Raw genomic sequence first — 21,286 nt, forward strand, 5'->3', positions numbered from 1 at the left:
AGCATGCCTCCTGATGGGGGATGGAAAGCGCGGCCGGGCGGTCCCGGCGGTGCCAGGTCGATCGTGCTCCAGGGGGTCGCCGCGAACAAGGTCTCCGGGCGAACTCCCAGGAGTTGTTCAGCCGGCGCGCCGCGTAGGGTGCGGGCATGCGGCCTGACTACCCGATCGCCACGCACCGGCTGGACAACGGCCTGCGCGTCGTCGTCTCACCGGACCACTCCGTGCCCACGGTGGCCGTCAACCTCTGGGTGGGCGTGGGTTCGCGGCACGAGCAGCCCGGGCGCACCGGTTTCGCGCACCTCTTCGAGCACCTGATGTTCCAGGGCTCGGAGAACGTCGCCGAGGGGGAGCACTTCGCGGCGCTGATGGCGCAGGGCGCGCAGCTCAACGCGACCACCTGGGTCGACCGCACCAACTACTTCGAGCTGGTGCCGACCGGCGCGCTCGAGCTCGCACTCTGGCTGGAGGCCGACCGGCACGGCCGGCTGCTCCCCGCGGTCACCCAGGCCAACCTCGACAACCAGCGCGACGTGGTGAAGGAGGAGAAGCGGCAGCGCTACGACAACATGCCCTACGGCAACGCCTTCACCGAGCTGACCGAGCTGGTCTTCCCGGACGGGCACCCCTATCACCACTCGACGATCGGCTCGATGGACGACCTGGACGCCGCGACCGTCGAGGACGTGCACGCGTTCTACCGGCAGCACTACCGGCCGGACAACACCGTGCTCACGCTGGTCGGCGACATCGAGCCCGAGGCCGGATTTGCCCTGGCCGCAAAGTATTTCGGCGAGCTCACCAACCCCGACCATCCGCCCTCGCCGCCGCTCGACCCGCCGCTGCCGCCGCTGGACAACCCCGAGCGGCTGGAGCGGGTCGCCGACGTCCCCGCCAACCGGGTCTACCTCGGCTTCCGGTTGCCGGCCGGCAACACCGACGACTTCATCACCTCCGAGGTCACCTTCGACGTGCTCGCCGGGCTCGCGACATCCCGGCTCTACCGCCGGATGGTGCGCGGCGACCAGGTCGTCACCCACGTGTCGCGCAACGCCGGCGGCCGGGTCGACGGCACGTCGATGGGTGCGCTGGTCTTCGACGTGGCCGACGGGGTGCCGGTCGAGCAGGCCGAGAAGATCGCCGCCGAGGAGCTCACCCGGCTGGCCGCCGAGCCGCCGACCGATGCCGAACTCGAGGCGGCCCGCGCCGACGTCGAGCGCTGGTGGCTGCAGAGCCTGGCCCAGCAGGACGAACGCGCCGACGTGATCAGCGCCGGCATGCTGCTCTACGACGACCCGCACCAGCTCAACACCTACCTCGACCGCGTCGCGCGGGTCACCCCGGAGGACGTGCGACGGATCGCCGCCACCTATGTCCGGCCCGACGCCGCCGCGACGGTGGTCTACCGCAAGGAGCAGAACTGATGGTGCAGCCCCGTCCGGCCGTCGCAGCGGCGGAGCCGTGGACCTTCCCGGCGGCGACGCAGCACACCCTCGACAACGGGATGCGGGTGCTGCTCTACAACCGTCCCGGGCAGCACATCACCTCCACCCGCCTGGTGGTGCCGGTGCCGCTCTCGGTCGAGCCGCGGCAGCTCGAAGGTGTCGCCACGCTCGTCTCGCGCACCATGGACGAGGGCACCGCGACGCACACGGCCGACGAGCTCGCCGAGCTCTTCGAACGCGACGGCATCGCGCTCTCTGCCGGCTATGGCGCACGGGGCATGACGGTCGAACTCGAAGCAATGGCAAGCCGATCCGCGCGCGGATGGGAGCTGCTCACCGAGAGTCTGCGTGAGCCGGTCTTCCCGCAGGAGGAGGTCGACCGCCACCTGCGGCAGCGCCTCGCGGAGTATGACCAGGAGCAGGCGTCGCCGACCGCCCGCGCCGCGCTGGAGTGGGCTGGGGTCTTCTACGACCAGGCGTCGCGGGCCGCCCGGTCGGCCGCCGGTCTGCCCGACACCGTGCGGGCGATTACCCGGGACGACGCCGTCCGCTTCCACGCCGACTGGGTGCGCCCGGCCGGCGCGACCGTCGTGGTCGCCGGCGCGCTCGACGAGGCGGCGACGCTGGACGCGCTCAACCGGTCGCTCGGGTCCTGGCAAGTGAACGGCGAGGCACCCCAGTCGGATTCGCCCGCCGCGATCGTCGCCGAAGGTGGCCCGCGCATCCGTTTCGTGGACCGTCCCGGCGCAGTGCAGACCGAGATCTACGTCGGCTCGTTCGGGCCGGACCGGCGCGACGCACACGGCTGGGCGCCCTATCCCGCACTCGGCTTCGCCGTCGGCGGCTCGCCGGGCGCGCGCCTGGACGCGGTGCTGCGCGAGGAGAAGGGCTACACCTACGGCTTCCGCGCCGGCTTCCGGCCGCGTGCCGCAGGTGGGGTCTTCGTCGCGTCGGGGTCGGTGCGCAGCGACGTCACGGTCGAGGCCACCGAGCTAACCCTGTCGATCCTCGACCAGGTGTCGGGCAAGCCGCTCACCGACGAGGAGACGCGGTCGGCGGTCGACTACATCGGCAAGACCGCCCCGGCCCGCTACGCGACCGCGGACGCCGTCGCCGACGAGGCGGCCGCGCTCGAACTCGACGGGCTGTCAACGGAGTTCGTTTCGTCATACCTCGCGCAGCTGGCGGGGCTGACCGCTGACGACCTCAACGCAGCCTGGGGTGCGTGGGCGCAGGAGCCGCGCACCGTCGTGCTGGTCGGGGACGCCGAGGCCCACGCCGACGGGGTGCGGGCGCTCGGTCGCGGTGAGGTCACCGTCGTCCGCTGACGCGCTCCGAGCTATGACCGGTATGACGGCGCGACCGTGACGACCGGGCGGTCAGGGGGCCGACCAGTCGCGGCCCGGACAGCCGCTGCTCGAAGCGTCGCGCCTCGCGGCTGAGCGGCTGGGCGATGTACTCACCGAGGATGACCCCGGCGCCGAGTGCGATCGCGATGACCGCCGCGTTGACGAGGTCGATGAGGCCGCGCGCGGAGTTCTCCGAAAGGATCGCCAGCCCCCGGTAGATCGCGAGACCGGGCAGCAGGGGCACCACCCCGGAGACGACGATCGCGAGGGTCGGCACCCGCACCCGGCCGGCGATCGCGTAGCTGATCAGACCGACGAGGACCGCGGCGAGCGCGGACGGCCAGGCGACACCGAGGCCGCCGAGGTAGCCGAGCGCAAAGGTGGTGCTAGCGAGGCCGCCGACCAGGGCGATCGGCAGCAGTGAACGCAGGGGCGCGTAGGACGCGAACGCGAACGCGGCCGCGGTCACCGCGCCGCCGACGGTCATCAGCGGGGTCGCCGAGTAGATCGAACTGCCCGGTGTCACCCGCGGCATCTCCATCCCGACCGCGTTGGCCAGCGTGAGGCCGCCGCTCACCCCGGCGATCGCGCCGGCGGTGGCGAGGGTCGCCTCGAGCAACCGGGCCATCGAGGTGAGCGGGAAACCGGTCAGTGCGTCCTGCACGGCACCCATGAAGCTCACGCCGGCGAGCAGCAGGATGATGCCGGCGCTGATGATGCGGCTGGGTTCGTGGCTGAGGTGGGTCGCGGAGACGAGCACCGCCAGCACGGTGGCGAGCAGGCCGCCGGCGACCTGCTGGTAGAAGACCGGCAGCCGGCGTCGGGCGAGCGCACGGGTGCTGACGTCGATGAGGATCGCCCCGATGAACGCCGTGACGACGACGATCGGGGTGGCGCCGAGCATGAGGCCGACGCCGACGCCCATCACGCCCCAGCCGAGCGTGGCCGCGCGGCGGGAGCGGGTGTGACCGGAGGAGACGATGCGGGCGAGCTCGGCGCGCGCGCCGTCGCGGTCGATCCGCCCGGCGACCAGGTCGCGCACGAGCTGGTCGACGAGGGTGAGGTCCTCGTAGTCGATCTCGCGCTGCACGACGTTGCGCACCTGCAGCACGGTCGGCTGATCGGGCGACTCCTGGTGGGTCAGCTGCAGCTCGGTGAACGTCACACTCGAGCTCACGCCGCGCAGCCCGCAGGCGAGCGCGACGTTCTGCATCTGGATGCTCACGTCGGCCGCACCGGCGCCGGAGGAGAGCAGTAGTTCACCGACGCGCAGGCCGAGATCCAGCGTCAGATAGGTGTCCTCATTGGTCATCGCAGGCAAGTGTGACGGGTTCCATGCCGCGGCGCGAAATCGCCCGGTATGACGCGGGTTTCGCACCGCTTAGACAGCCTATGACAGCCGTCCGGGAGGCGTCTCGGTTTGACGCTAGACGTAGTCCTTGAAAACGTCGTGTGGCCCGTTTTTCCACATCCGACCCATTGAGGAGCACCCCCGGAGTGCAGACGCTCGAACCACTCGAGGAACCCAAGGAGTACGCCGTCAGCGACGTCGTCGTGACCGAACCCGGCGTCATCCGACGGGCGATCGGCGCTGCCGCCGTCGGCAACGTCACCGAGTGGTACGACTTCGGCGTCTACGCCTACTTCGAGCCGACGATCAAGGAGGTCTTCTTCGACGGCCTCAGCGACACGGCCGGCACGATCGCGACCTTCGGCCTCTTCGCGGTGGCGTTCCTGGTGCGCCCCTTCGGCGGGATGTTCTTCGGCCCGCTCGCCGACCGCATCGGCCGCAACAAGGTGCTGGCGATCACGATGGTGCTGATGGCACTCGGCACCTTCGCGATCGGCTGCATCCCGAGCGAGAGCTCGATCGGCATCTTCGCGCCGTTGCTGCTGCTGGTCGCCCGGCTCGTGCAGGGCTTCTCGACCGGCGGTGAGTATGGCAACGCGATGACGTTCATCGCCGAATACGCCCCCGACCGCAAGCGCGGCTTCTGGGGCAGCTGGCTGGAGTTCGGCACCTTCACCGGCTACCTCTTCGGCGCGATCATGGTGACGGCCGCCGACGCGGCCCTCACCCACGACCAGCTCGTCTCCTGGGGCTGGCGCATCCCGTTCCTCATCGGTCTGCCGCTGGGACTGGTCGGTGTCTACCTGCGCACCAAGCTGGCGGACACCCCGGCATACCTGGCGCTGGAGAAGGAGAGCGAGCAGCGGGAGAAGGAGAACAAGACCGGCGGTGAGCTGCGCCAGATCCTGCAGCTGTGGCCGTTCATGCTGGTGTGCATGGGCCTGGTGCTGGTCTGGAACGTCACCAACTACATGCTCACGTCCTACATGCCGACCTATGTCACCGACACCCTGCCCAAGGACGGCGCGGTCTCCTCGTCGACGTCGCAGGTCATCCAGATCGTGGTGATGGCGTTGGCGCTGCTCACGATTCCGTTCCTCGGCATGCTGTCGGACAAGGTCGGCCGCAAGCCGGTCTGCTGGGTCGGTGCGGTCGGCCTGGTCGTGCTCGGCCTGCCGATGATCGCGCTGGTGCGCTCGCAGACGACCGTCGGTGTCTTCGCCGGGCTGCTGATCATGGCGCTGCTGCTGATCTGCTTCTCCTCGACGATGCCCTCGACGTTGCCGACGCTCTTCCCGACGAAGGTGCGCGGCGGCGCCCTGTCGATCGCGTTCAACGTGTCGATCTCGTTGTTCGCCGGTACGACGTCGGTCGTCGTCGGCGCGCTCGTCAGCGCGACCGGGGACCTCAACTGGCCGGGCTACTACCTGGTCGCCGCCGGCCTGATCGGCATCGTCTCGGTGGCCTTCCTCGCCGAGCCCAACGGCCGCAAGATGTGGGGTTCGCCGCCGGCGGCCGCGACCAAGGAGGAGGCCAAGGAGATCGTCCGCGCGCTCCGCAAGCGCCTGCCTCGCCGGCCCGGCAAGGGTCCGAAGGACGGCCCCGCCCCGGCGTAGGACGCCCACCCGCACGGAGGACTGCAAAGAAATGTTTGCAAACATTTCTGTGCAGTCCTACTCTGCGGGGTATTACGAAACGGCCGCACGGCGACGAGTCCGCCGCCCGGAGCACCCACGTCGAGCCCGACCTGGGGCAGCTCAAGGCGCTCGCCCATCCGGTGCGGCTGCGCATGCTCGGCATGCTGCGCATCGACGGCCCGGCCACGGCATCCCAGTTGGCGCAGCGCCTCGGGCTCAACTCCGGGGCGACCAGCTACCACCTACGCCAGCTCGCCGAGGCCGGCCTGATCACCGACGACGAGTCGCGGGGCAGCAAGCGGGACCGCTGGTGGAAGGCGGCACACCGCACCACCACCACCGAGCCGTCCAGGGTGGACGACCCGGAGGAGCGGGCGGTGATGGGCAGCTACCACGCGGTCGTCGCGCGCTCCGCGTCCCAGGAGATCGAGCGGGCGGCTGCCGAGGTCGAGGAGTTGCCGCGCGAGTGGCAGGACCTGGTCGAGGCGAGCGACTGGCACGCACGGCTGACGCCCCGCCAGGTGCGGTGCATCAAGGATGCGGTGCACGAGATCCTCACCGACGGCACCGCCGGCGACGACGAGAGCGCCGACGCGGCGCTGGTCACCTTCCAGTTCCACGCCTTCCCGCGGCCGGGCACGCTGGTGCACCGTGATGACGCCGAATCATGAGCAGCCGCAAGCCTTTCGTCGGACTGGCAGTCGCCGAGACCTTCTCGATCTCGGGCACCCGGCTCGCACAGATCGCGGTGCCGTGGCTGGTGCTGACCACGACCGGCTCGGTGACGTGGACCGGCATCGTCGGCTTCGCGGAGATGCTGCCGTATGTCGCGGCCAAGGCCCTCGGTGGCCCGATCGTCGATCGCGTCGGCGCCAAACGTGTTGCGGTCACAGCAGACTCGTGCAGCGTGCTGATCGTGGGCCTGGTGCCGGTGCTGCACTGGCTGGGCTGGCTGCACCTCGCGGTCCTGGTGCCGATCGCCGTGCTCATGGGCCTGGTCCGTGGGCCGTCGGACGGTGCCAAGCAGGCGCTGGTGCCCGCGGTGGCGGACGCGGCCGGTTTGCCGTTGGAGCGAGTCACCGGGGTCGCCGGGGCGATCGAGCGGCTCGGCGGCACCGTCGGTGCGGCAGCGGCCGGTGCAGTAGTCGCGTTTGTCGGTGCACCGCAGGCGTTGCTCGTCAACGCGATCACCTTCGCCGTCGCCGCGACCTGCGTCGGCTTCCTTGTGCCGCAATCGGATTCGCATGCTGACGGGCGGGAGGCCCGGTCGTCATACCTCGCCGATCTGCGCGCTGGGTGGCAGTTCCTGCACGGGGATTCGGTGCTCGTCGGCATCACGGTCATGGTGTCGCTGACCAACCTGCTCGACCAGGCGTGGAGCGCTCTCCTGCTGCCGGTCTGGGCCCACGACACCGGGCGCGGTGCGGGAGCCGTCGGCCTCGTGCTCGCCGCGCTCTCCGGTCCTTCGATCCTCGGCTCGCTGACGGCGGCGGCGCTGGGGGAGCGGTTGCCGCGGCTGCCGGTCTACCTCGCCGGATTTCTCGTGGTGGGTCTGCCGCGCTTCGCGCTGTTCGCGTTCGACCTGCCGGTGTGGGTGATGGCCGTCGTGCTGGCGGTCGGCGGATTCCTTTCCGGCTTCTGCAATCCCGTGCTCGGTGCGGTGATCTTCGAGCGGATCCCGGCGCCGCTCGTGGGTCGGGTGAGCGCGCTCAGCACCTCGTTGTGCTGGTCGCTGATCCCCTTTGGCGGACTGCTCGGTGGCGTGCTGGTGGGTGCCGTCGGGCTCCGGGTGGCGGTGCTCGTGACCGGCGTCGCCTACTTCGCGGTGTCGCTGATGCCGTTGTGGCGCAAGAGTTTCCGCGAGTTCGGCCGCCCGTCACCCCCTGCAACGCGACTGACGGCTCCCTCGGCGACTGACGGTCCGATGAAGGCGTCGGTCGGCGAGGAAGCCGTCACTCGGGGGTGAGAGCGCCGGCCGTGGGTGAGCGCGTCGGCGGCGCGTGAGCGCGTCAGCCGAGTGCGGCGAAGGCCTCGCCCAGCACGTCCAAGCCCTCGAGCAGCAGCTCGTCGCTGATCACCAGCGGCGGCAGGAGGCGGATGACGTTGCCGAATGTGCCACAGGTCAGGATGATCACGCCCTGCTCGTGGCAGCGCTTGGCGACGGCCGCGGTCAACTCGGCGTCCGGCTCCTTGGTGCCCGGCTTCACGATCTCGATCGCCAGCATCCCGCCGCGGCCCCGAATGTCACCGATGGCAGGGGTTTTCGCCTGCAACTCGCGCAGCTTGACGGTCGCGACCCGCTCGATCTCGGCAGCGCGGCCGAGCAGGCCGTCCTGCTCCATCGTGTCGATCGCCCCGAGGGCTGCGGCGCAGGCGACCGGGTTGCCGCCATACGTGCCGCCGAGGCCGCCCGGGTGGACGGCGTCCATCAGCTCGGCGCGACCGGTGACCGCGGCGAGCGGGAGGCCGCCGGCGATGCCCTTGGCGGTGGTGACCAGGTCGGGCACGACGCCCTCGTGGTCGACCGCGAACCACTCGCCGGTGCGTGCGAAGCCGCTCTGCACCTCGTCGGCGATGAAGACGATGCCGTTGGCCTTGCACCAATCGGCAATAGCGGCAAGGAAACCCGGCGCCGGCACGATGAAACCGCCCTCGCCCTGGATCGGCTCCATGATGAACGCCGCGATCTGGTCGGCGCCGACGGCCTTCTCCGCCATGGTGATGGCGCGCTGCGCGGCCTGCTCGCCCGTCATGCCCTCCGGGTCACGGAACGGGTATGACGTGGGCACCCGGTAGATGTCGGACGCGAACGGCCCGAAGCCCTTCTTGTAGGGCATCGCCTTCGCGGTCAGCGCCATCGTGAGGTTGGTGCGGCCGTGATAGGCGTGGTCGACGGCGACGACCGCCTGCCGGCCGGTGGCGTAGCGCGCGATCTTGACGGCGTTCTCGACCGCCTCGGCGCCGGAGTTGAACAACGCCGACTTCTTGGCGTGGTCGCCCGGGGTCAGCTCGGCGAGCTTCTCGGCGACCGCGACATACTCCTCGTAGGGGCTGATCATGAAGCAGGTGTGGGTGAAGTCGGCCACCTGGTCGGTCACCTGGTCCACCACCCGCGGTGCGGAGTTGCCGACCGTCGTGACCGCGATGCCCGAGCCGAGGTCGATCAGCGTGTTGCCGTCGACGTCCTCGACCACGCCGCCGCCGGCGCGCGCGACATAGACCGGCAGGGTGGAGGAGACGCCGCCGGCGACCACCGACGAACGGCGCGCGGCGAGCTCCTGCGACTTCGGGCCCGGCAGTGCCGTCTTCAGCTCACGGCGCTGGGGGATCTCGGTGGACGTGACCGTCATGGCTGGCTCCTTCGAAACATGCGGTGGGGCGCCGCGCTGGGGCGCTCCGGCCAGTGTGCCACGCCACTGTTTCGATATCGAAGTCGTCTCGGGAAAGGGATGGGGGCTGGCGCGGAGGGGGCGTGCACAAGTCGCGACGGTCGCGGGGTGTGCACGGGTTCGGGCGGGTGGGCGTGCAGAAGTCGCGACGGTCGCGGGGTGTGCACGGGTTCGGGCCGGTGGGCGTGCAGAAGTCGCGACGGTCGCGGGGTGTGCACGGGTTTGCGCTCGTTGGCGTGCAGAAGTCGCAACTGTCGCGACCTGTGCGCGCGCCAGCCGCGCCAGCCGCCCCACCCCGACCTCACCCGCCGATGCGGGCGAGCACCTCGTCGTGCAGGAGGCCGTTGCTCGAGAGCGCGTTGCCGCTCCACGGGCCGTCGCGGCCGTCGAGGCCGGTGAAGCGGCCGCCCGCCTCGGTGACGATCGGCGCGAGCGCCGCCATGTCGTAGAGCTCGAGCTCCGGCTCCGGCGCGAAGTCGACCGCTCCCTCGGCGACCAGCATGTGCCCCCAGAAGTCGCCGTAACCGCGCACCCGCCAGCACTCGTCGAGCAGGTCGATCAGCCCGTCGCGCCGGCCGAGCTGCGCCCACGTCGACCAACCGGCGATCGATGCCGACGCATCCGACAGCTTCGAAACCCCTGAGACCGCAACGCGTTTCGCGCCCGACAGCGACCGGCCGGTCCAGGCGCCGGTGCCGATGCCGGCCCACCAGCGCCGCCCGAGTGCCGGCGCCGCGACGAGCCCGACGACCGGCACTCCGTCGTCGACCAGCGCGATCAGGGTGGCCCACACCGGCACTCCGCGCACGAAGTTCTTGGTGCCGTCGATCGGGTCGACCACCCACTGCCGCGGGCCGCCGCCCTGCAGCCCCTGCTCCTCGCCGAGCATCGCGTCCCGCGGCCGGCTGCGGTGCAGCTGGGAGCGGATCGTCTCCTCGACCGTGACGTCGGCGTCGGTGACCGGCGTGAGGTCGGGCTTGGCGCTGACCTGCAGGTCCTCGGCCCGGAAGCGGGCCATCGTGATCGGCTCCACGGCGTCCGCCAGCACGTGGGCGAGGCGCAGGTCGTCGTCATACGTCGGCATAACCCAAGAACCTACGGCCCCGGGCGCCTAAACGAGCGGCCAACCCTTCTTGGCGAGTCGGGCGCGCACCCGGTCCAGGTCGTCCTCGCTCGGCACGACGCCGGCGACCTGCTGGATCAGCGCCTGCGCGTCGTCCTCGGAGATCGGGGTCTTCTCCGCGCCGTCGACACCCGCGCCGTTGGCCTTCTCCTCGGCGATGAGTTCGCGGGCGACCTGCTTGACCTCGTCCTTGGTCAGCCGCCGCTGCAACAGCGCGAGGATCGGCGGGAAGTCGGTCGGCGGCACCCCGTCGGGATAACCGGCGCGCAGCCAGCCGAGGATGCGCTGGAAGAGCGAGGGCCAGCCGGCGCCGCTCGGGTCGTCCTTCTCCTCGTCCGGGATCGACAGCGGCCAGCCGACCGCCGCCAGCCGAGAGGCGATCTCATTGATCTCCTCATCGCTCGGCGGCGCGTCCTTGACCTGCTGCACCGCGGCCGCGACCTGCTCGCGGGCGATCTGGCCGTCGGGGTTGTCGGAGATGATCTGCGCGCAGACCGCCTGCACCTCTTCGGGGCTGAGCGAGCGCTGCAGCAGCGCGAGCAGCGGCGGGAAGTCCTTGGGCGGGATGCCCTCGGGGTAGCCCTTGCGCAGCCAGTCGACGACCGACGTCAGTGGGTTGACGCTCATCAGAACAGCGTGATGCCGAGGTAGTGGTCGATGCTCTTCTGCGTGATGTAGAGCACCCCGATGACGATGGCCGCGGCGACGACCGCGAAGACCGCGTAGGCGGCGTAGAGCATGGCCGGTTTACCCGCGGTGACGGTGCCGTCGGCGTGCTCGCCGCCGGAGCCGATGTCCCACAGCCGGATGCCGAGCGAGAAGAGCAACGGCAGTCCCGCTCCGAAGAGCAAGCCGGCGACGACGACCTTGCTGGTGCCGTCGGCGATGCTCGACCAGTCGATGTTCATGCTTCCCCTTCGTTCGTGCCGGAGTGTATGGCGGGGCGCCCGCTCAGGCGACCGGCGTCTTGGCGCCCGGCTTCTGCCCGCTCGCCGCCGGGACCACGCTGTTGGAGCTCTCGTCCCAGTCGGCGTTGACGTTGTCGGCGTTGACCTTCTGCTGCTGGGCGCGGTGGTAGATGTAACCGGCGAGCGCGACGAGCAGCAGGAAGATCACGACCGCCCCGGCGGCGCCGCCGACCAGGTGGCCGATGAAGTAGGTGACCGCGCCGCCGACGGCCGCGCAGGGCAGGGTGATCAGCCAGCCGGCCGCCATGCGCCCGGCGACCGACCAGCGCACCTTCGCGCCGGGCTTGCCGACGCCGCTGCCCATGATCGAGCCGGTGGCCACGTGGGTGGTCGACAGCGCCATACCGAGGTTGCTGGAGGTGAGGATGATCGCCGCCGACGAGGCCTCGGCCGCCATGCCCTGCGGCGCCTCGATCTCGACCAGTCCCTTGCCGAGGGTGCGGATCACGCGCCAGCCGCCGATGTAGGTGCCGAGTGCGATGGCGCCGGCGCAGATCACGATGATCCAGACCGGCAGGCCGTTCTGCTCGATCTCGGCGTCGCTGAGCGTGCCGTGCGCGATGAGCGCGAGGGCGATTACGCCCATCGTCTTCTGCGCGTCACCGGTGCCGTGCGCGAGCGAGACCAGCGACGCGGTCGCCACCTGTCCCCAGCGAAAACCGTGGTCCTTCTTCTTCTTTCGCACGTTCTTGGTGACCGCGTAGACCAGGAACGTGCCGACCGCGGCGACGCCGCCGGCGATGATCGGGGAGAGCAGCGCGGGGATGATCACCTTGACGACAAGCCCGTCCCAGTTGATCCCGCTGGACCCGATCGCGGCGAGTCCGGCGCCGATCAGGCCGCCGAAGAGCGCGTGGGAGGAACTGCTCGGCAGGCCGAACAGCCAGGTGAGCAGGTTCCACAGGATGCCGCCGATCAGCCCGGCGAAGATGATGAACATCGCCTTCTCGGCGTCCAGTCCCGCGACGAGGCCGCCGGACTTGTTCTGGATCTTCAGCACCGACGTCGTGACGGTGACCGCGACCTCGACAGAGAGGAAGCCGCCGATCAGGTTGAGCACTGCCGAGAGCGCGACCGCGACCTTGGGCTTCAGCGCCCCGGTTGCGATCGACGTCGCCATCGCGTTGCCGGTGTCGTGGAAGCCGTTGGTGAAGTCGAACCCGACCGCCGTGACGATCAGCAGGATGAGGATGAAGAGTTCAGCACTCACAGCTCATCAGTATGACGGTGGCCGCTCGGCGTGTCGCAAGTCGGGAGCGACGGGCTGCGTGCTCGTTCACCTGCTGTTCACTCCGGCCGAGACGTGGGTCACGACGCGTCGGCCCGCCTCACCCGCTGGCGGCGACCTGGCGGATCCGGCGCAGCCCGAGCGCGATGTCGTGCGCGTCGACCGGGGTGGTGCCGATCGGCGGCAGGCCGGCGATCAGCCGGGCGAGCAGCCCGGCCATCCGGTCGGCGTCGATCGCGTGCCGCGGGTCCTTGGTCCAGCAGGCGGCCAGCACCACGTAGCTGAGCTCGTTGAGCGCGGTCTCCAGCTCGCCCCAGTCGACCAGCTGGTGGGGCAGGTCGGTCTGCGCGATCTGCAGGATCTGGGAGCTCTGCAACTGCTCGAAGGCCAGGTCGCGCCGCGCCTGGTAGCCCTTGGGGGAGGACGACTCGCCGTCCGCGATCGCGAGGAGCAGTCGCTCCAGGGAGCGCAGGGTGCGGCGAAACTGCCGTCGTACCAACGCAATCGGGGCGCGGTGGCCGGTGACCCAGACGACGAGCACCGACACCCCCGCGCCGACGAGCGTCTCGAGCACGCGCTCGCCGACGATCTCGCCGACCGGCTTGTAGGGGTTGGCGGCGGTGCTGATCATCAGCGCCATCGGCGTCACGAAGATCACCGCGAGCGCGTAGTTGCGCACCGCGAGCAGCTGGATGCAGAAGACCAGCACGAGGGCGATCAGCACGATCGCCGCGCCGCGCGGGTGCAGCGCGTGGATCACGAAGAACGCGCCGATGCCGATCACCGTGCCGACGAGGCGGTGCATGGCGCGGTGGGTGAGCGAGAGCCGGTCGGCGGTCACCGACATCACCAGAGCCGTCGTCATCACCGCCCAGTAGGGGTGCCCGATGTGCAGCCCGTAGGAGATCGCGCAGGTGATCAGCACGGCCGCGCCGATGCGGCGCGACGCCAGCCACGGCAGCGACGACCGGGACATGCCCCAGCGCATCAGGTAGCGCAGGTCGGGCCGGCCGAGGTAGCGGCGCTGCTCGACGCCGGTCACCACCACCTCGCTGCCCGGCAGGTGCACCGTGGCCACCTGCTGGATGATCGCCAGGTGCAACTGCCGCAGGTGGGTGTTCATCCGGCGCCACTTGGCGAGGCGCGGCTGCCGGCCAACCGCGTCCTCGAGGATCATCGAAGCGACGAAAACCGCTGCGAATGCTTGGTCTCGCAGCCGTGCGAGGTCGCGGCGCGGGGTGGTGCGGCGGTCCGCGTCGACGTATGCCGCAGCCGCCTCCTCGGCCGCGTCCAGCGCCTCCTGCTCGGCCTGCCGCGGCCGGGCGAGCTGCAGCAGCAGCGACGCGATCGACGCACTCACGCACCCGATGGCGGCGACGGCGATGATCTTGCCGGCGTTGAGTCCGACGGTCGGCAGGTAGGACGCGATCGCCGGCCCGATGATGAGGAACATCGCGCCGGGCGGCTCCGCCACGAGCGTGTTGTAGACCAGCACCGTCGACGTCGCGATCGCGGTCAGCACCAGGGTGAGCAGCAGCGGGTTACTGCCGACGGCCGCGCCGAGCGCGACGCATGCGACATACGTGATGTCCATGCACGCGAGGATCGAGAGGCGGGACCGGATCGGGCGGCCCGGCGCGACGATGCCGAGGAAGGCACCGGTGAGGCCGACCAGTCCGAGGCTCGGCCCCAGCAGGACGCTGATCAGGACGACCGCGACCGCGGTGATCGCGGTCGCGTGCAGCGCGAACTTCCAGCGACCGGGGGCCGGTTTGACCTCGGCGAAGGCCAGCAGCTGACGGCCGAAAGCATCGGTGGCACCGGAGGCCATGGGCGTCAGCCGTCCTCGTGCCGGTTTTCGTCGGGGGCGTCGGGGGTGCCGTTGTCGGTGGAGTCGGCGGTGCCGGTGTCGTCGGTCGCGCCGGATTTCGAGCGCAGCAGGCGGCGCAGCGACGCCAGTCGGGTCGCGCCGGAGGGCCCGGCGTGCCCGTCGGCCACCCATTGGTCGAGGGCGCAGTCGGCTTCGAGGTGGGTGCAGCCGCGCGGGCAGCCGTCCGTGCCCGCGGCGAGGTCGGGGAAGTTGGCGACGATCCGGCCGATGTCGACGTGGGCCAGCCCGAACGACCGCACGCCCGGGGTGTCGATCACCCACCCGCCGTCGGGCAGCGGCAGCGCGATCGCCGAGGTCGAGGTGTGCCGCCCGCGCCCGGTCACCGCGTTGACGTGGCCGGTCGCCCGGTCGACGCCCGGCACGAGCGCGTTGACGAGCGTGGACTTGCCGACGCCGGAGTGGCCGACGAGCACGGTCATCCGGTCGTCGAGGCGTTCGCGCAGCTCGGCGAGGCCGGCGAGGTCGTCAGGGTCGTCGACGGACGCGGAGGTGATGACGTGCGGCACGTCCAATCCCGAGTAATTGGAGAGGAATTCGTCCGCCGGCGCCAGGTCGGCCTTCGTCAGCACGAGCAGCGGCTCCACCCCTGCGTCGTATGCCGCGACCAGGCACCGGTCGACCATGCCGGTGCGTGGGGGAGGGTCGGCGAGCGCGGTGACGATCGCGAGCTGGTCGGCGTTGGCGACGATCACCCGCTCGTAGGGGTCGGTGTCGTCGGCGGTGCGGCGCAGCACGCTGCTGCGCGGTTCGACGCGCACGATGCGGGCGAGTGTGCCGGGGGCGCCGGTGGTGTCACCGACCAGGGCCACGCGGTCGCCGACGACCGTGCTGGTGCGACCGAGCTCCCGGGCCCGCATGGCGACGACCTCGTGGTCGTCGACGAGGCAGGTCCAGCGGCCGCGGTCGACCGTGGTCACCAGGCCGATGCGCGCGTCCTCGTGTTTGGGGCGCTCCTTGGTGCGGGGACGGCTGCCGCGCCTGCTGGGGCGCACCCGGACGTCGCTCTCGTCATACGACCGTCTGCCGCGGGGCACGCCTCAGGCCTCGACCAGCTGCGTCCAGCGGGTCTGGAAGTCGGGCATCGTCTTGGCGACGGTGCCCGCGTCGTGCACCACGAGGCCGGGCACCCGCAGCCCGAGCACGGCCGCGGCCATCACCATGCGGTGGTCGCCGTAGGTCTGAAAAGTGCTGCCGTGCAACGGTTTCGGGCGGATGACGAGGCCGTCCTCGAGCTCGCTGACGTCACCGCCGAGGCGGTTCAGCTCGGTCGACAAGGCGGCCAGCCGGTCGGTCTCGTGCCCGCGGATGTGCGCCACGCCGCGCAGGTATGACGGGGCATCCGCGAATGCCGCGATCGCCGCGACGACCGGGGTCAGCTCGCTCGCGTCATGCAGATCGAGATCGACCGCCTGCAGGCCGCCGGTGCCGCGCACGGTCAGGCCCTCGCGGCCGAGCTGCACGTCGGCGCCGAACTGCTGCAGGATCTCGCGGATGTGGTCGCCGGCCTGGGTGGTGGCGTGCGGCCAGCCGGGCACGGTGACGCTGCCGCCGGCGACGGCTGCTGCGGCGAGGAACGCCGCTGCATTGGACAGGTCGGGCTCGACGTCGAGGTCGAGGGCGTTGATCTCCGAGGGTTCGACCCGCCACCGGTTGGCCTCGGAGTCGTCGACGAGCACCCCGGCGTCGCGCAGCACCTCGACGGTCATCGCGATGTGCGGCAGTGACGGGACCGGCTTGCCCTCGTGGATGACGGTGATGCCGTCGTCGTAGCGGGCGCCGGCGAGCAGTAGCGCGCTGACGAACTGCGACGAGCCCGACGCGTCGATGCGCACGGTGCCGCCGCCGACCCGTCCGTCGCCGGTGAGCTGGAAGGGCAGGGAGTCGCCGGCGACGTCGATGCCGAGGCTGCGCAGGGCCTCGAGCACGGGGCCCATCGGCCGCCGCCGGGCCGCCTCGTCACCGTCGAACTCGACCGTGCCGTCGGCGAGCGCGGCGACCGGCGGCAGGAAGCGCATCACGGTGCCGGCCAGTCCGCAGTCGATCGCGGCGGGGCCGTGCAGCGGCGCGGGTTCGACGATCCATTCGGTGTCGTCGTCGGTGGTCTGGATCTTCGTGCCGAGCGCCTGCAGCGCCTCGCACATCAGCGTGCTGTCGCGCGAGCGCAGCGGCCGCACCAGCCGCGACGGCTCCTTGGCGAGCGCGGCGAGCACCAGGTAGCGGTTGGTGAGCGACTTGCTGCCGGGCACGGTCACGACCGCGTCGAGCGGCTGCCGGGCGAGCGGGGCGAGCCAGTCGCCGGCGGCGAGCGTGGCGGTGGAGGTCGGATGCGCGGGATCGGAGCTCATGTTGGGCTACAGGCTACCGATTCTCCGCGGGGGTGGTGGCCCGTAGTGGGGCGTGCAGAAGTCGCGACGGTTGCGGGGTGTGCACGGGTTCGGGCCGGTGGGCGTGCAGAAGTCGCGACGGTTGCGGGGTGTGCACGGGTCCGGGCCGGGAAACGTGCACAAGTCGCGACGGTTGCGGGGTATGCGCGGGTTCGCGCTGGTGGGCGTGCAGAAGTCGCGACGGTTGCGGGGTGTGCACGGGTGTCGTCGCTGCGGCATACGCTGACCGGCATGTGTGGCCGGTATGCCGCGAGCTTCGCACCCGACGACCTCGTCGACGACTTCGAGATCGACGTCGACCGCACCGACGAACGCAGCCGGTCGGTGCTGGTCAATCCGCAGGACCCGCCCGCGGGCACGCCGGACTGGAACATGGCGCCGACCAAGCAGGCGCCCGTCGTGCTCACCCGCACCCCGCGCGACCAGCCCGACGCCGACCCGCAGCGGCAACTGCGGCTGCTGACCTGGGGACTGGTGCCGAGCTGGGCGAAGGACACCAAGGTGGGGCTGCGCATGATCAACGCCCGCGCCGAGACGCTGCTCGACAAGAGCGCCTACGCCAAGGCCGCGCTCGCGAGGCGCTGCCTGGTGCCGGCCGACGGCTGGTACGAGTGGCAGGCCAGCCCGACGGCCACCGACAGCAAGGGCAAGCCGCGCAAGCAGCCGTTCTACATCCACCGCGCTGACGACGAACCCACTGCGTTTGCAGGCGTTTACGAGTTCTGGCGGGACAAGAGCCTGCCCGATGACGACCCCAACGCCTGGCTGGTCAGCTATGCGATCGTGACCACCGCGGCCGAGCCCGGGCTCGATCGCATCCACGACCGGCAGCCGCTCGTGCTCGACAAGGACCGCTGGTCCGACTGGCTCGATCTGGCCACCACCGACCCCGACGCGGTCCGCGCGCTGCTGGAGCCCGAGCCGGCCGGCCGGTTCGAGGCGTGGCCGGTCGGCAAGGCCGTCGGCTCCGGCCGCAACAACGGCGCCGAGCTGATCGCACCCGCTCCCGCCGACCAGCTCGACGGCGTCGTCGACCCGATGACCGGCGAGGTGCTGCAGCCATGAGCACCCCCAAGCCGCGCACGATCGACACCCCGCAGGGCCCTGCCCGGGCGTATGTCGAGCGCCCCGCACCGGCCACCCCGGTCCGCGGCAGCGTGGTCGTCAGTCACGGCGCCGGTGGCGGCATCGACGCCGCCGACCTCGTCGCCCTGCGTGCGCTGGTCGACGACGGCTGGACCTACGTGCGGGTCGAGCAGCCGTGGCGGGTCGCCGGCAGGAAGGTCGCGACACCGCCGAAAACCCTTGATGCTGCGTGGATTCCGATCATCACCGCGCTGCGCAAGGGCCGCTGGGCCATCCCCGGTCCGCTCGTGACCGGCGGCCGCTCGGCCGGGGCGCGGGTCGCCTGCCGCACCGCTGCAGAGGTCGGCGCCGACGCCGTGCTGGCGCTGTCCTTCCCGCTGCACGTGCCCGGCAACCCGGAGAAATCGCGGGCGTTCGAGGCGCAGGAAGTGCTGCAGGCGGGGCTGCCGTTGTGCGTCATACAAGGAAGGCGGGACCCGTTCGGCGATCCAGGCGAGGTGCGCGCCGCGCTCGGGACGGCGCCGACGATCGCGCCGGTCACTGGCGACCACTCCCTGGCTCGCGGCGCCGACGAGGTGGTCGCCGCCGCACGCGACTGGCTCGCCACCATCTCGTGAGCGGGAGTGCGCCCCGCGTCACGGTCGCTTACGGGACGCGCGGGTTTCCGGCGTACGTTTGACCACATGACGCTGACCATCGGATACAAAGCATCCGCAGAGCAGTTCGCCCCCAAGGAGCTCGTCGACCTGGCCGTCGAGGCCGAACGCGTCGGACTGGACAGCGCGTTCGCCTCCGACCACTTCCAGCCGTGGCGGCACGAGGGCGGCCACGCCCCGCACGCACTCACCTGGATGGCCGCGGCCGGCGCCCGCACCGAGCGGATCAAGCTCGGCACCTCGGTGATGACGCCGACCTTCCGCTACAACCCGGCGGTGCTCGCCCAGACCTTCGCCACCATGGGCTGCCTCTACCCGGGCCGCATCATCGCCGGCTTCGGTACCGGCGAGGCGCTCAACGAGATCGCGGTCGGGCAGGAGGAGTGGCCGGAGTTCAAGGAGCGTTTCGCCCGCCTGCGCGAGGCGGTGCGGCTCATGCGGCAGCTCTGGACCAAGGGCCGCGTCAGCTTCGACGGCGACTACTACCGCACGGTCGACGCGACCATCTACGACCGCCCCGAGCAGCCGATCCCGGTCTACATCGCGGCTGGCGGCCCGACCGTCGCCAAGTACGCCGGCCGGATGGGCGACGGGATGATCGTCACCTCCGGCAAGGGCATGGAGCTGTATGCCGACAAGCTCGTCCCCGCGATGCGCGAGGGGGAGGAGCTGGGCAAGCGGGCGCCGGGCTCGGTCGAGCAGCTGCTCGAGGTGAAGATCTCCTACGACCGCGACCCCGACCGTGCGCTGGAGAACACCCGATTCTGGGCGCCGCTCGCGCTCACTCCCGAGCAGAAGCACAGCATCGACGACCCGGTGGAAATGGAGCGGGCGGCCGACGCGCTGCCGATCGAGCAGATCGCCTCACGGTGGATCGTCGCGTCCGACGCACAGACCGTGGTCGACGGCGTCCGCCCGTATGTCGACCTCGGCTTCACTCACTTGGTGGTGCACGGACCGGGGCAGGACCAGCGGCGTTTCCTCGAGCAGTTCAGCCAGGACGTGGTGCCCGCGCTGCGCGAGGCGTTCTGACCTTCGGCGTTCTGACCTTCGACGTTCTGACCTTCGGCGTGCTGACCTGGGAGCTCTGACTCTCAGGCGACGCTGGTGCGGTGGCCGTCCTCGGCCAGCGGCTCGGCGGCCGGCTCGGTGGGCATCGTGACCGCGCCGCGTGCCGCGCGCCGCTCGCTCCACAGCGTGCCGCCGACGAGCACGGCCACGAAGACGATCGAGAGCGTGTAGATCGCGGCGACGGAGTAGATCGCGAAGGTCACGATCCGAGAAATTATCGGTGCCTCTCACAGGCGTCAAGCGGCTCCCGCGAGCCTGTGATCCAACTCACCGAAGGCACCCCGAAAAGCACATCGGTGTCGGATATTTCTGGCCGGGTTATTGCCTTATCAATCCGGGGTGTCGGTCGGGGCGCTTCGCCCGCAACTCGCGGGTGCCGGCCGGGCCCGGGAATGCCGGACGGGGCGGCCGGCGTTGAGGGGGATGTCACGACCCACGGACTTACCGCTTCGAGGAGTCAGTTTGCTGCACGCCCCCATGACGCTGTCCGAGCCGAGCGGCTCGGGCGCCGGCCCGTCGACCGCCACCGCCGACCCGCGCGCCGCGGTCGGACTAGGGTTGACCCCGATGACCACTCAATCCGGCGAGAGCCAGGACCGGCCCGCCGAGGACCCCAACCTCGACGTCGCGGCCGAGTCGGAGACCGCGCGCGCCGCTCGCTTCGAGCAGGACGCGATGCCCTACCTGGACCAGCTCTACAGCGCGGCGCTGCGCACCACCCGCAACCCGGCCGACGCCGAGGACCTGGTGCAGGAGACGTTCGCCAAGGCGTTCGCGGCCTTCCACCAGTACAAGCCGGGCACCAACCTCAAGGCCTGGCTCTACCGGATCCTGACCAACACCTACATCAACAACTACCGCAAGCGGCAGCGGCAGCCCCAGCAGTCGGACGCCGCCGAGATCGAGGACTACCAGCTGGCCCGCGCCGAGGCGCACACCTCCCGTGGCCTGCGGTCGGCCGAGACCGAGGCGCTCGACCACCTGCCCGACAGCGACGTCAAGCGCGCGCTGCAGGAAGTGCCCGAGGACTTCCGGTTGGCCGTGTACCTGGCCGACGTCGAAGGTTTCTCCTACAAGGAGATCGCCGAAATCATGGATACGCCGATCGGCACGGTGATGTCGCGACTGCACCGCGGTCGCCGGCAGTTGCGTGAGTTGCTCACCGATTACGCCGTCGAGCGCGGATTTATTAAGGAAGGGGCGTCTTCCTGATGGGCGCCGAATGCAGCGATTACGTTTCGCGGATTTTCCAATACCTCGACGGTGAGCTGGACGACGAGGGCCGTGCCCGGCTCAAGGAGCACCTCGACGGGTGCCCGCCGTGCCTGGACGAGTACGAGCTGGACGCTCTGCTCAAGGCGCTAGTCCGGCGCTCCTGCGCGTGTGAGCAGGCGCCCGACGCGTTGCGCGCGCAGATCCTCACCCGGATCACCAGCGTCCAGGTGACGACCGTCCGGGTCCGCGAGGCCTGACGCCATACGTCATACGAAAGGGGAGGCACACCGCGTGGTGTGCCTCCCCTTGTCGTCGTATGACGGTGCCGCTTCTCAGGCGTTGGGCTTCTTGCCGTGGTTGGCGGCCTTGCCCTTACGGGAGCGACGCTTGCGGGCGCGCTTGCTCATGGTGTCTCCTCGGTTGCGCTGCAGATCTGCAAAAGCGCCGCCCGAAGGCGGCGAACCCCACCATCATCGCACACCGGCGGCACCGTAAA

General features: G+C 70.7%; 21 protein-coding genes. 10 read left to right on the forward strand and 11 right to left on the reverse strand.

Features of this window, described 5'->3' with window-relative positions:
* Positions 1–146: 146 nt before the first annotated feature.
* Both HJ588_RS08060 and HJ588_RS08065 read left to right on the forward strand, forming a co-directional pair.
* Entirely contained in the window at positions 147–1,421 is a 1,275-nt protein-coding gene (locus HJ588_RS08060) for a M16 family metallopeptidase (protein ID WP_171153802.1), read from the forward strand.
* A complete protein-coding gene (locus HJ588_RS08065) occupies positions 1,421–2,770 on the forward strand; it encodes a M16 family metallopeptidase (protein WP_171153804.1) in 1,350 nt (449 codons plus the stop codon). The genes HJ588_RS08060 and HJ588_RS08065 overlap by 1 nt, the downstream gene beginning before the upstream one ends.
* Here the strand turns inward: HJ588_RS08065 and HJ588_RS08070 are convergent.
* On the reverse strand, positions 2,754–4,103 hold the full coding sequence (locus tag HJ588_RS08070; RefSeq protein WP_171153806.1) for a threonine/serine exporter family protein: 1,350 nt from the start codon (positions 4,101–4,103) through the stop codon (positions 2,754–2,756). The two genes, HJ588_RS08065 and HJ588_RS08070, sit on opposite strands and share 17 nt — an antisense overlap.
* 185 nt (positions 4,104–4,288) lie before the next feature.
* On the opposite strand from HJ588_RS08070, the gene HJ588_RS08075 reads away from it, so the two are divergent.
* Genes HJ588_RS08075 through HJ588_RS08085 form a run of 3 tightly spaced genes read left to right on the forward strand, consistent with a single transcriptional unit; the run spans position 4,289 to position 7,745 of the window.
* A complete protein-coding gene (locus tag HJ588_RS08075; protein WP_171153809.1) occupies positions 4,289–5,758 on the forward strand; it encodes an MFS transporter in 1,470 nt (489 codons plus the stop codon).
* 35 nt (positions 5,759–5,793) lie between these two features.
* On the forward strand, positions 5,794–6,450 hold the full coding sequence (locus HJ588_RS08080; RefSeq protein WP_246241781.1) for an ArsR/SmtB family transcription factor: 657 nt from the start codon (positions 5,794–5,796) through the stop codon (positions 6,448–6,450).
* Complete coding sequence (locus HJ588_RS08085; RefSeq protein ID WP_171153811.1) at positions 6,447–7,745, forward strand: MFS transporter; 1,299 nt, start codon at positions 6,447–6,449, stop codon at positions 7,743–7,745. The genes HJ588_RS08080 and HJ588_RS08085 overlap by 4 nt, the downstream gene beginning before the upstream one ends.
* Before the next feature lie 43 nt (positions 7,746–7,788).
* Here the strand turns inward: HJ588_RS08085 and gabT are convergent, their stop codons facing one another.
* The 8 genes from gabT to aroA all read right to left on the reverse strand — a co-directional run bounded on the left by gabT (position 7,789) and on the right by aroA (position 16,723).
* Positions 7,789–9,129, reverse strand: coding sequence for a 4-aminobutyrate--2-oxoglutarate transaminase (gene gabT, locus HJ588_RS08090; RefSeq protein WP_171153813.1), 1,341 nt, complete (start codon positions 9,127–9,129; stop codon positions 7,789–7,791).
* Positions 9,130–9,469: 340 nt separating this feature from the next.
* Complete coding sequence (locus HJ588_RS08095; RefSeq protein WP_171153815.1) at positions 9,470–10,252, reverse strand: inositol monophosphatase family protein; 783 nt, start codon at positions 10,250–10,252, stop codon at positions 9,470–9,472.
* 27 nt (positions 10,253–10,279) lie between these two features.
* The gene (locus tag HJ588_RS18970) at positions 10,280–10,918 is read right to left on the reverse strand and encodes a DUF3349 domain-containing protein (RefSeq protein WP_212755341.1); all 639 of its coding nucleotides are present in this window, start codon (positions 10,916–10,918) and stop codon (positions 10,280–10,282) included.
* Positions 10,918–11,199, reverse strand: coding sequence for a hypothetical protein (locus HJ588_RS08110; protein WP_171153816.1), 282 nt, complete (start codon positions 11,197–11,199; stop codon positions 10,918–10,920). The genes HJ588_RS18970 and HJ588_RS08110 overlap by 1 nt, the downstream gene beginning before the upstream one ends.
* Positions 11,200–11,242: 43 nt before the next feature.
* Positions 11,243–12,469, reverse strand: a complete 1,227-nt coding sequence (locus tag HJ588_RS08115) for an inorganic phosphate transporter (RefSeq protein ID WP_171153818.1) — start codon at positions 12,467–12,469, stop codon at positions 11,243–11,245.
* Between the two features lie 118 nt (positions 12,470–12,587).
* Positions 12,588–14,318, reverse strand: a complete 1,731-nt coding sequence (locus HJ588_RS08120) for an FUSC family protein (protein WP_171153820.1) — start codon at positions 14,316–14,318, stop codon at positions 12,588–12,590.
* Positions 14,319–14,323: 5 nt separating this feature from the next.
* Complete coding sequence (gene rsgA / locus HJ588_RS08125; RefSeq protein WP_171153823.1) at positions 14,324–15,412, reverse strand: ribosome small subunit-dependent GTPase A; 1,089 nt, start codon at positions 15,410–15,412, stop codon at positions 14,324–14,326.
* Between the two features lie 3 nt (positions 15,413–15,415).
* Positions 15,416–16,723: a 3-phosphoshikimate 1-carboxyvinyltransferase gene (aroA, locus tag HJ588_RS08130; protein WP_171153825.1), complete on the reverse strand. Its 1,308-nt coding sequence runs from the start codon at positions 16,721–16,723 to the stop codon at positions 15,416–15,418.
* Positions 16,724–16,993: 270 nt separating this feature from the next.
* Here aroA and HJ588_RS08135 point away from each other — a divergent pair, with 270 nt between their 5' ends.
* The 3 genes from HJ588_RS08135 to fgd all read left to right on the forward strand — a co-directional run bounded on the left by HJ588_RS08135 (position 16,994) and on the right by fgd (position 19,536).
* Positions 16,994–17,827 (forward strand): SOS response-associated peptidase, encoded by an 834-nt coding sequence (locus tag HJ588_RS08135; protein ID WP_171153828.1) that lies wholly within the window; start codon positions 16,994–16,996, stop codon positions 17,825–17,827.
* Positions 17,824–18,465, forward strand: a complete 642-nt coding sequence (locus HJ588_RS08140) for an alpha/beta hydrolase family protein (RefSeq protein WP_171153831.1) — start codon at positions 17,824–17,826, stop codon at positions 18,463–18,465. Before HJ588_RS08135 ends, HJ588_RS08140 begins: the two co-directional genes overlap by 4 nt.
* 66 nt (positions 18,466–18,531) lie before the next feature.
* A complete protein-coding gene (fgd, locus tag HJ588_RS08145; protein WP_171153833.1) occupies positions 18,532–19,536 on the forward strand; it encodes a glucose-6-phosphate dehydrogenase (coenzyme-F420) in 1,005 nt (334 codons plus the stop codon).
* A 62-nt stretch (positions 19,537–19,598) separates the two neighbouring features.
* On the opposite strand, the gene HJ588_RS08150 is transcribed toward fgd, so the two are convergent.
* Entirely contained in the window at positions 19,599–19,778 is a 180-nt protein-coding gene (locus HJ588_RS08150; RefSeq protein ID WP_171153836.1) for a hypothetical protein, read from the reverse strand.
* Positions 19,779–20,142: 364 nt separating this feature from the next.
* On the opposite strand from HJ588_RS08150, the gene HJ588_RS08155 reads away from it, so the two are divergent.
* The gene (locus HJ588_RS08155; protein WP_171155530.1) at positions 20,143–20,787 is read left to right on the forward strand and encodes a sigma-70 family RNA polymerase sigma factor; all 645 of its coding nucleotides are present in this window, start codon (positions 20,143–20,145) and stop codon (positions 20,785–20,787) included.
* The gene (gene rsrA, locus HJ588_RS08160; RefSeq protein ID WP_171153838.1) at positions 20,787–21,047 is read left to right on the forward strand and encodes a mycothiol system anti-sigma-R factor; all 261 of its coding nucleotides are present in this window, start codon (positions 20,787–20,789) and stop codon (positions 21,045–21,047) included. Before HJ588_RS08155 ends, rsrA begins: the two co-directional genes overlap by 1 nt.
* Before the next feature lie 75 nt (positions 21,048–21,122).
* Here the strand turns inward: rsrA and HJ588_RS20170 are convergent, their stop codons facing one another.
* Entirely contained in the window at positions 21,123–21,197 is a 75-nt protein-coding gene (locus HJ588_RS20170; RefSeq protein WP_370670776.1) for a 50S ribosomal protein bL37, read from the reverse strand.
* Between the last annotated feature and the right edge of the window lie 89 nt (positions 21,198–21,286).

The sequence above is a fragment of the Flexivirga aerilata genome (assembly GCF_013002715.1).
GTDB lineage: Bacteria > Actinomycetota > Actinomycetes > Actinomycetales > Dermatophilaceae > Flexivirga > Flexivirga aerilata.

Bases quoted from the DNA above. Each gene is read 5' to 3' on its own strand.
- HJ588_RS08140 (WP_171153831.1), top strand. From the start codon at position 17,824: ATGAGCACCCCCAAGCCGCGCACGATCGACACCCCGCAGGGCCCTGCC.
- HJ588_RS08155 (WP_171155530.1), top strand. From the start codon at position 20,143: ATGACCACTCAATCCGGCGAGAGCCAGGACCGGCCCGCCGAGGACCCC.
- HJ588_RS08135 (WP_171153828.1), top strand. From the start codon at position 16,994: ATGTGTGGCCGGTATGCCGCGAGCTTCGCACCCGACGACCTCGTCGAC.
- HJ588_RS08065 (WP_171153804.1), top strand. From the start codon at position 1,421: ATGGTGCAGCCCCGTCCGGCCGTCGCAGCGGCGGAGCCGTGGACCTTC.
- fgd (WP_171153833.1), top strand. From the start codon at position 18,532: ATGACGCTGACCATCGGATACAAAGCATCCGCAGAGCAGTTCGCCCCC.
- HJ588_RS08110 (WP_171153816.1), bottom strand. From the start codon at position 11,199: ATGAACATCGACTGGTCGAGCATCGCCGACGGCACCAGCAAGGTCGTC.
- gabT (WP_171153813.1), bottom strand. From the start codon at position 9,129: ATGACGGTCACGTCCACCGAGATCCCCCAGCGCCGTGAGCTGAAGACG.
- rsrA (WP_171153838.1), top strand. From the start codon at position 20,787: ATGGGCGCCGAATGCAGCGATTACGTTTCGCGGATTTTCCAATACCTC.
- HJ588_RS08120 (WP_171153820.1), bottom strand. From the start codon at position 14,318: ATGGCCTCCGGTGCCACCGATGCTTTCGGCCGTCAGCTGCTGGCCTTC.
- HJ588_RS08085 (WP_171153811.1), top strand. From the start codon at position 6,447: ATGAGCAGCCGCAAGCCTTTCGTCGGACTGGCAGTCGCCGAGACCTTC.
- HJ588_RS08060 (WP_171153802.1), top strand. From the start codon at position 147: ATGCGGCCTGACTACCCGATCGCCACGCACCGGCTGGACAACGGCCTG.
- aroA (WP_171153825.1), bottom strand. From the start codon at position 16,723: ATGAGCTCCGATCCCGCGCATCCGACCTCCACCGCCACGCTCGCCGCC.
- HJ588_RS08070 (WP_171153806.1), bottom strand. From the start codon at position 4,103: ATGACCAATGAGGACACCTATCTGACGCTGGATCTCGGCCTGCGCGTC.
- HJ588_RS18970 (WP_212755341.1), bottom strand. From the start codon at position 10,918: ATGAGCGTCAACCCACTGACGTCGGTCGTCGACTGGCTGCGCAAGGGC.
- HJ588_RS08095 (WP_171153815.1), bottom strand. From the start codon at position 10,252: ATGCCGACGTATGACGACGACCTGCGCCTCGCCCACGTGCTGGCGGAC.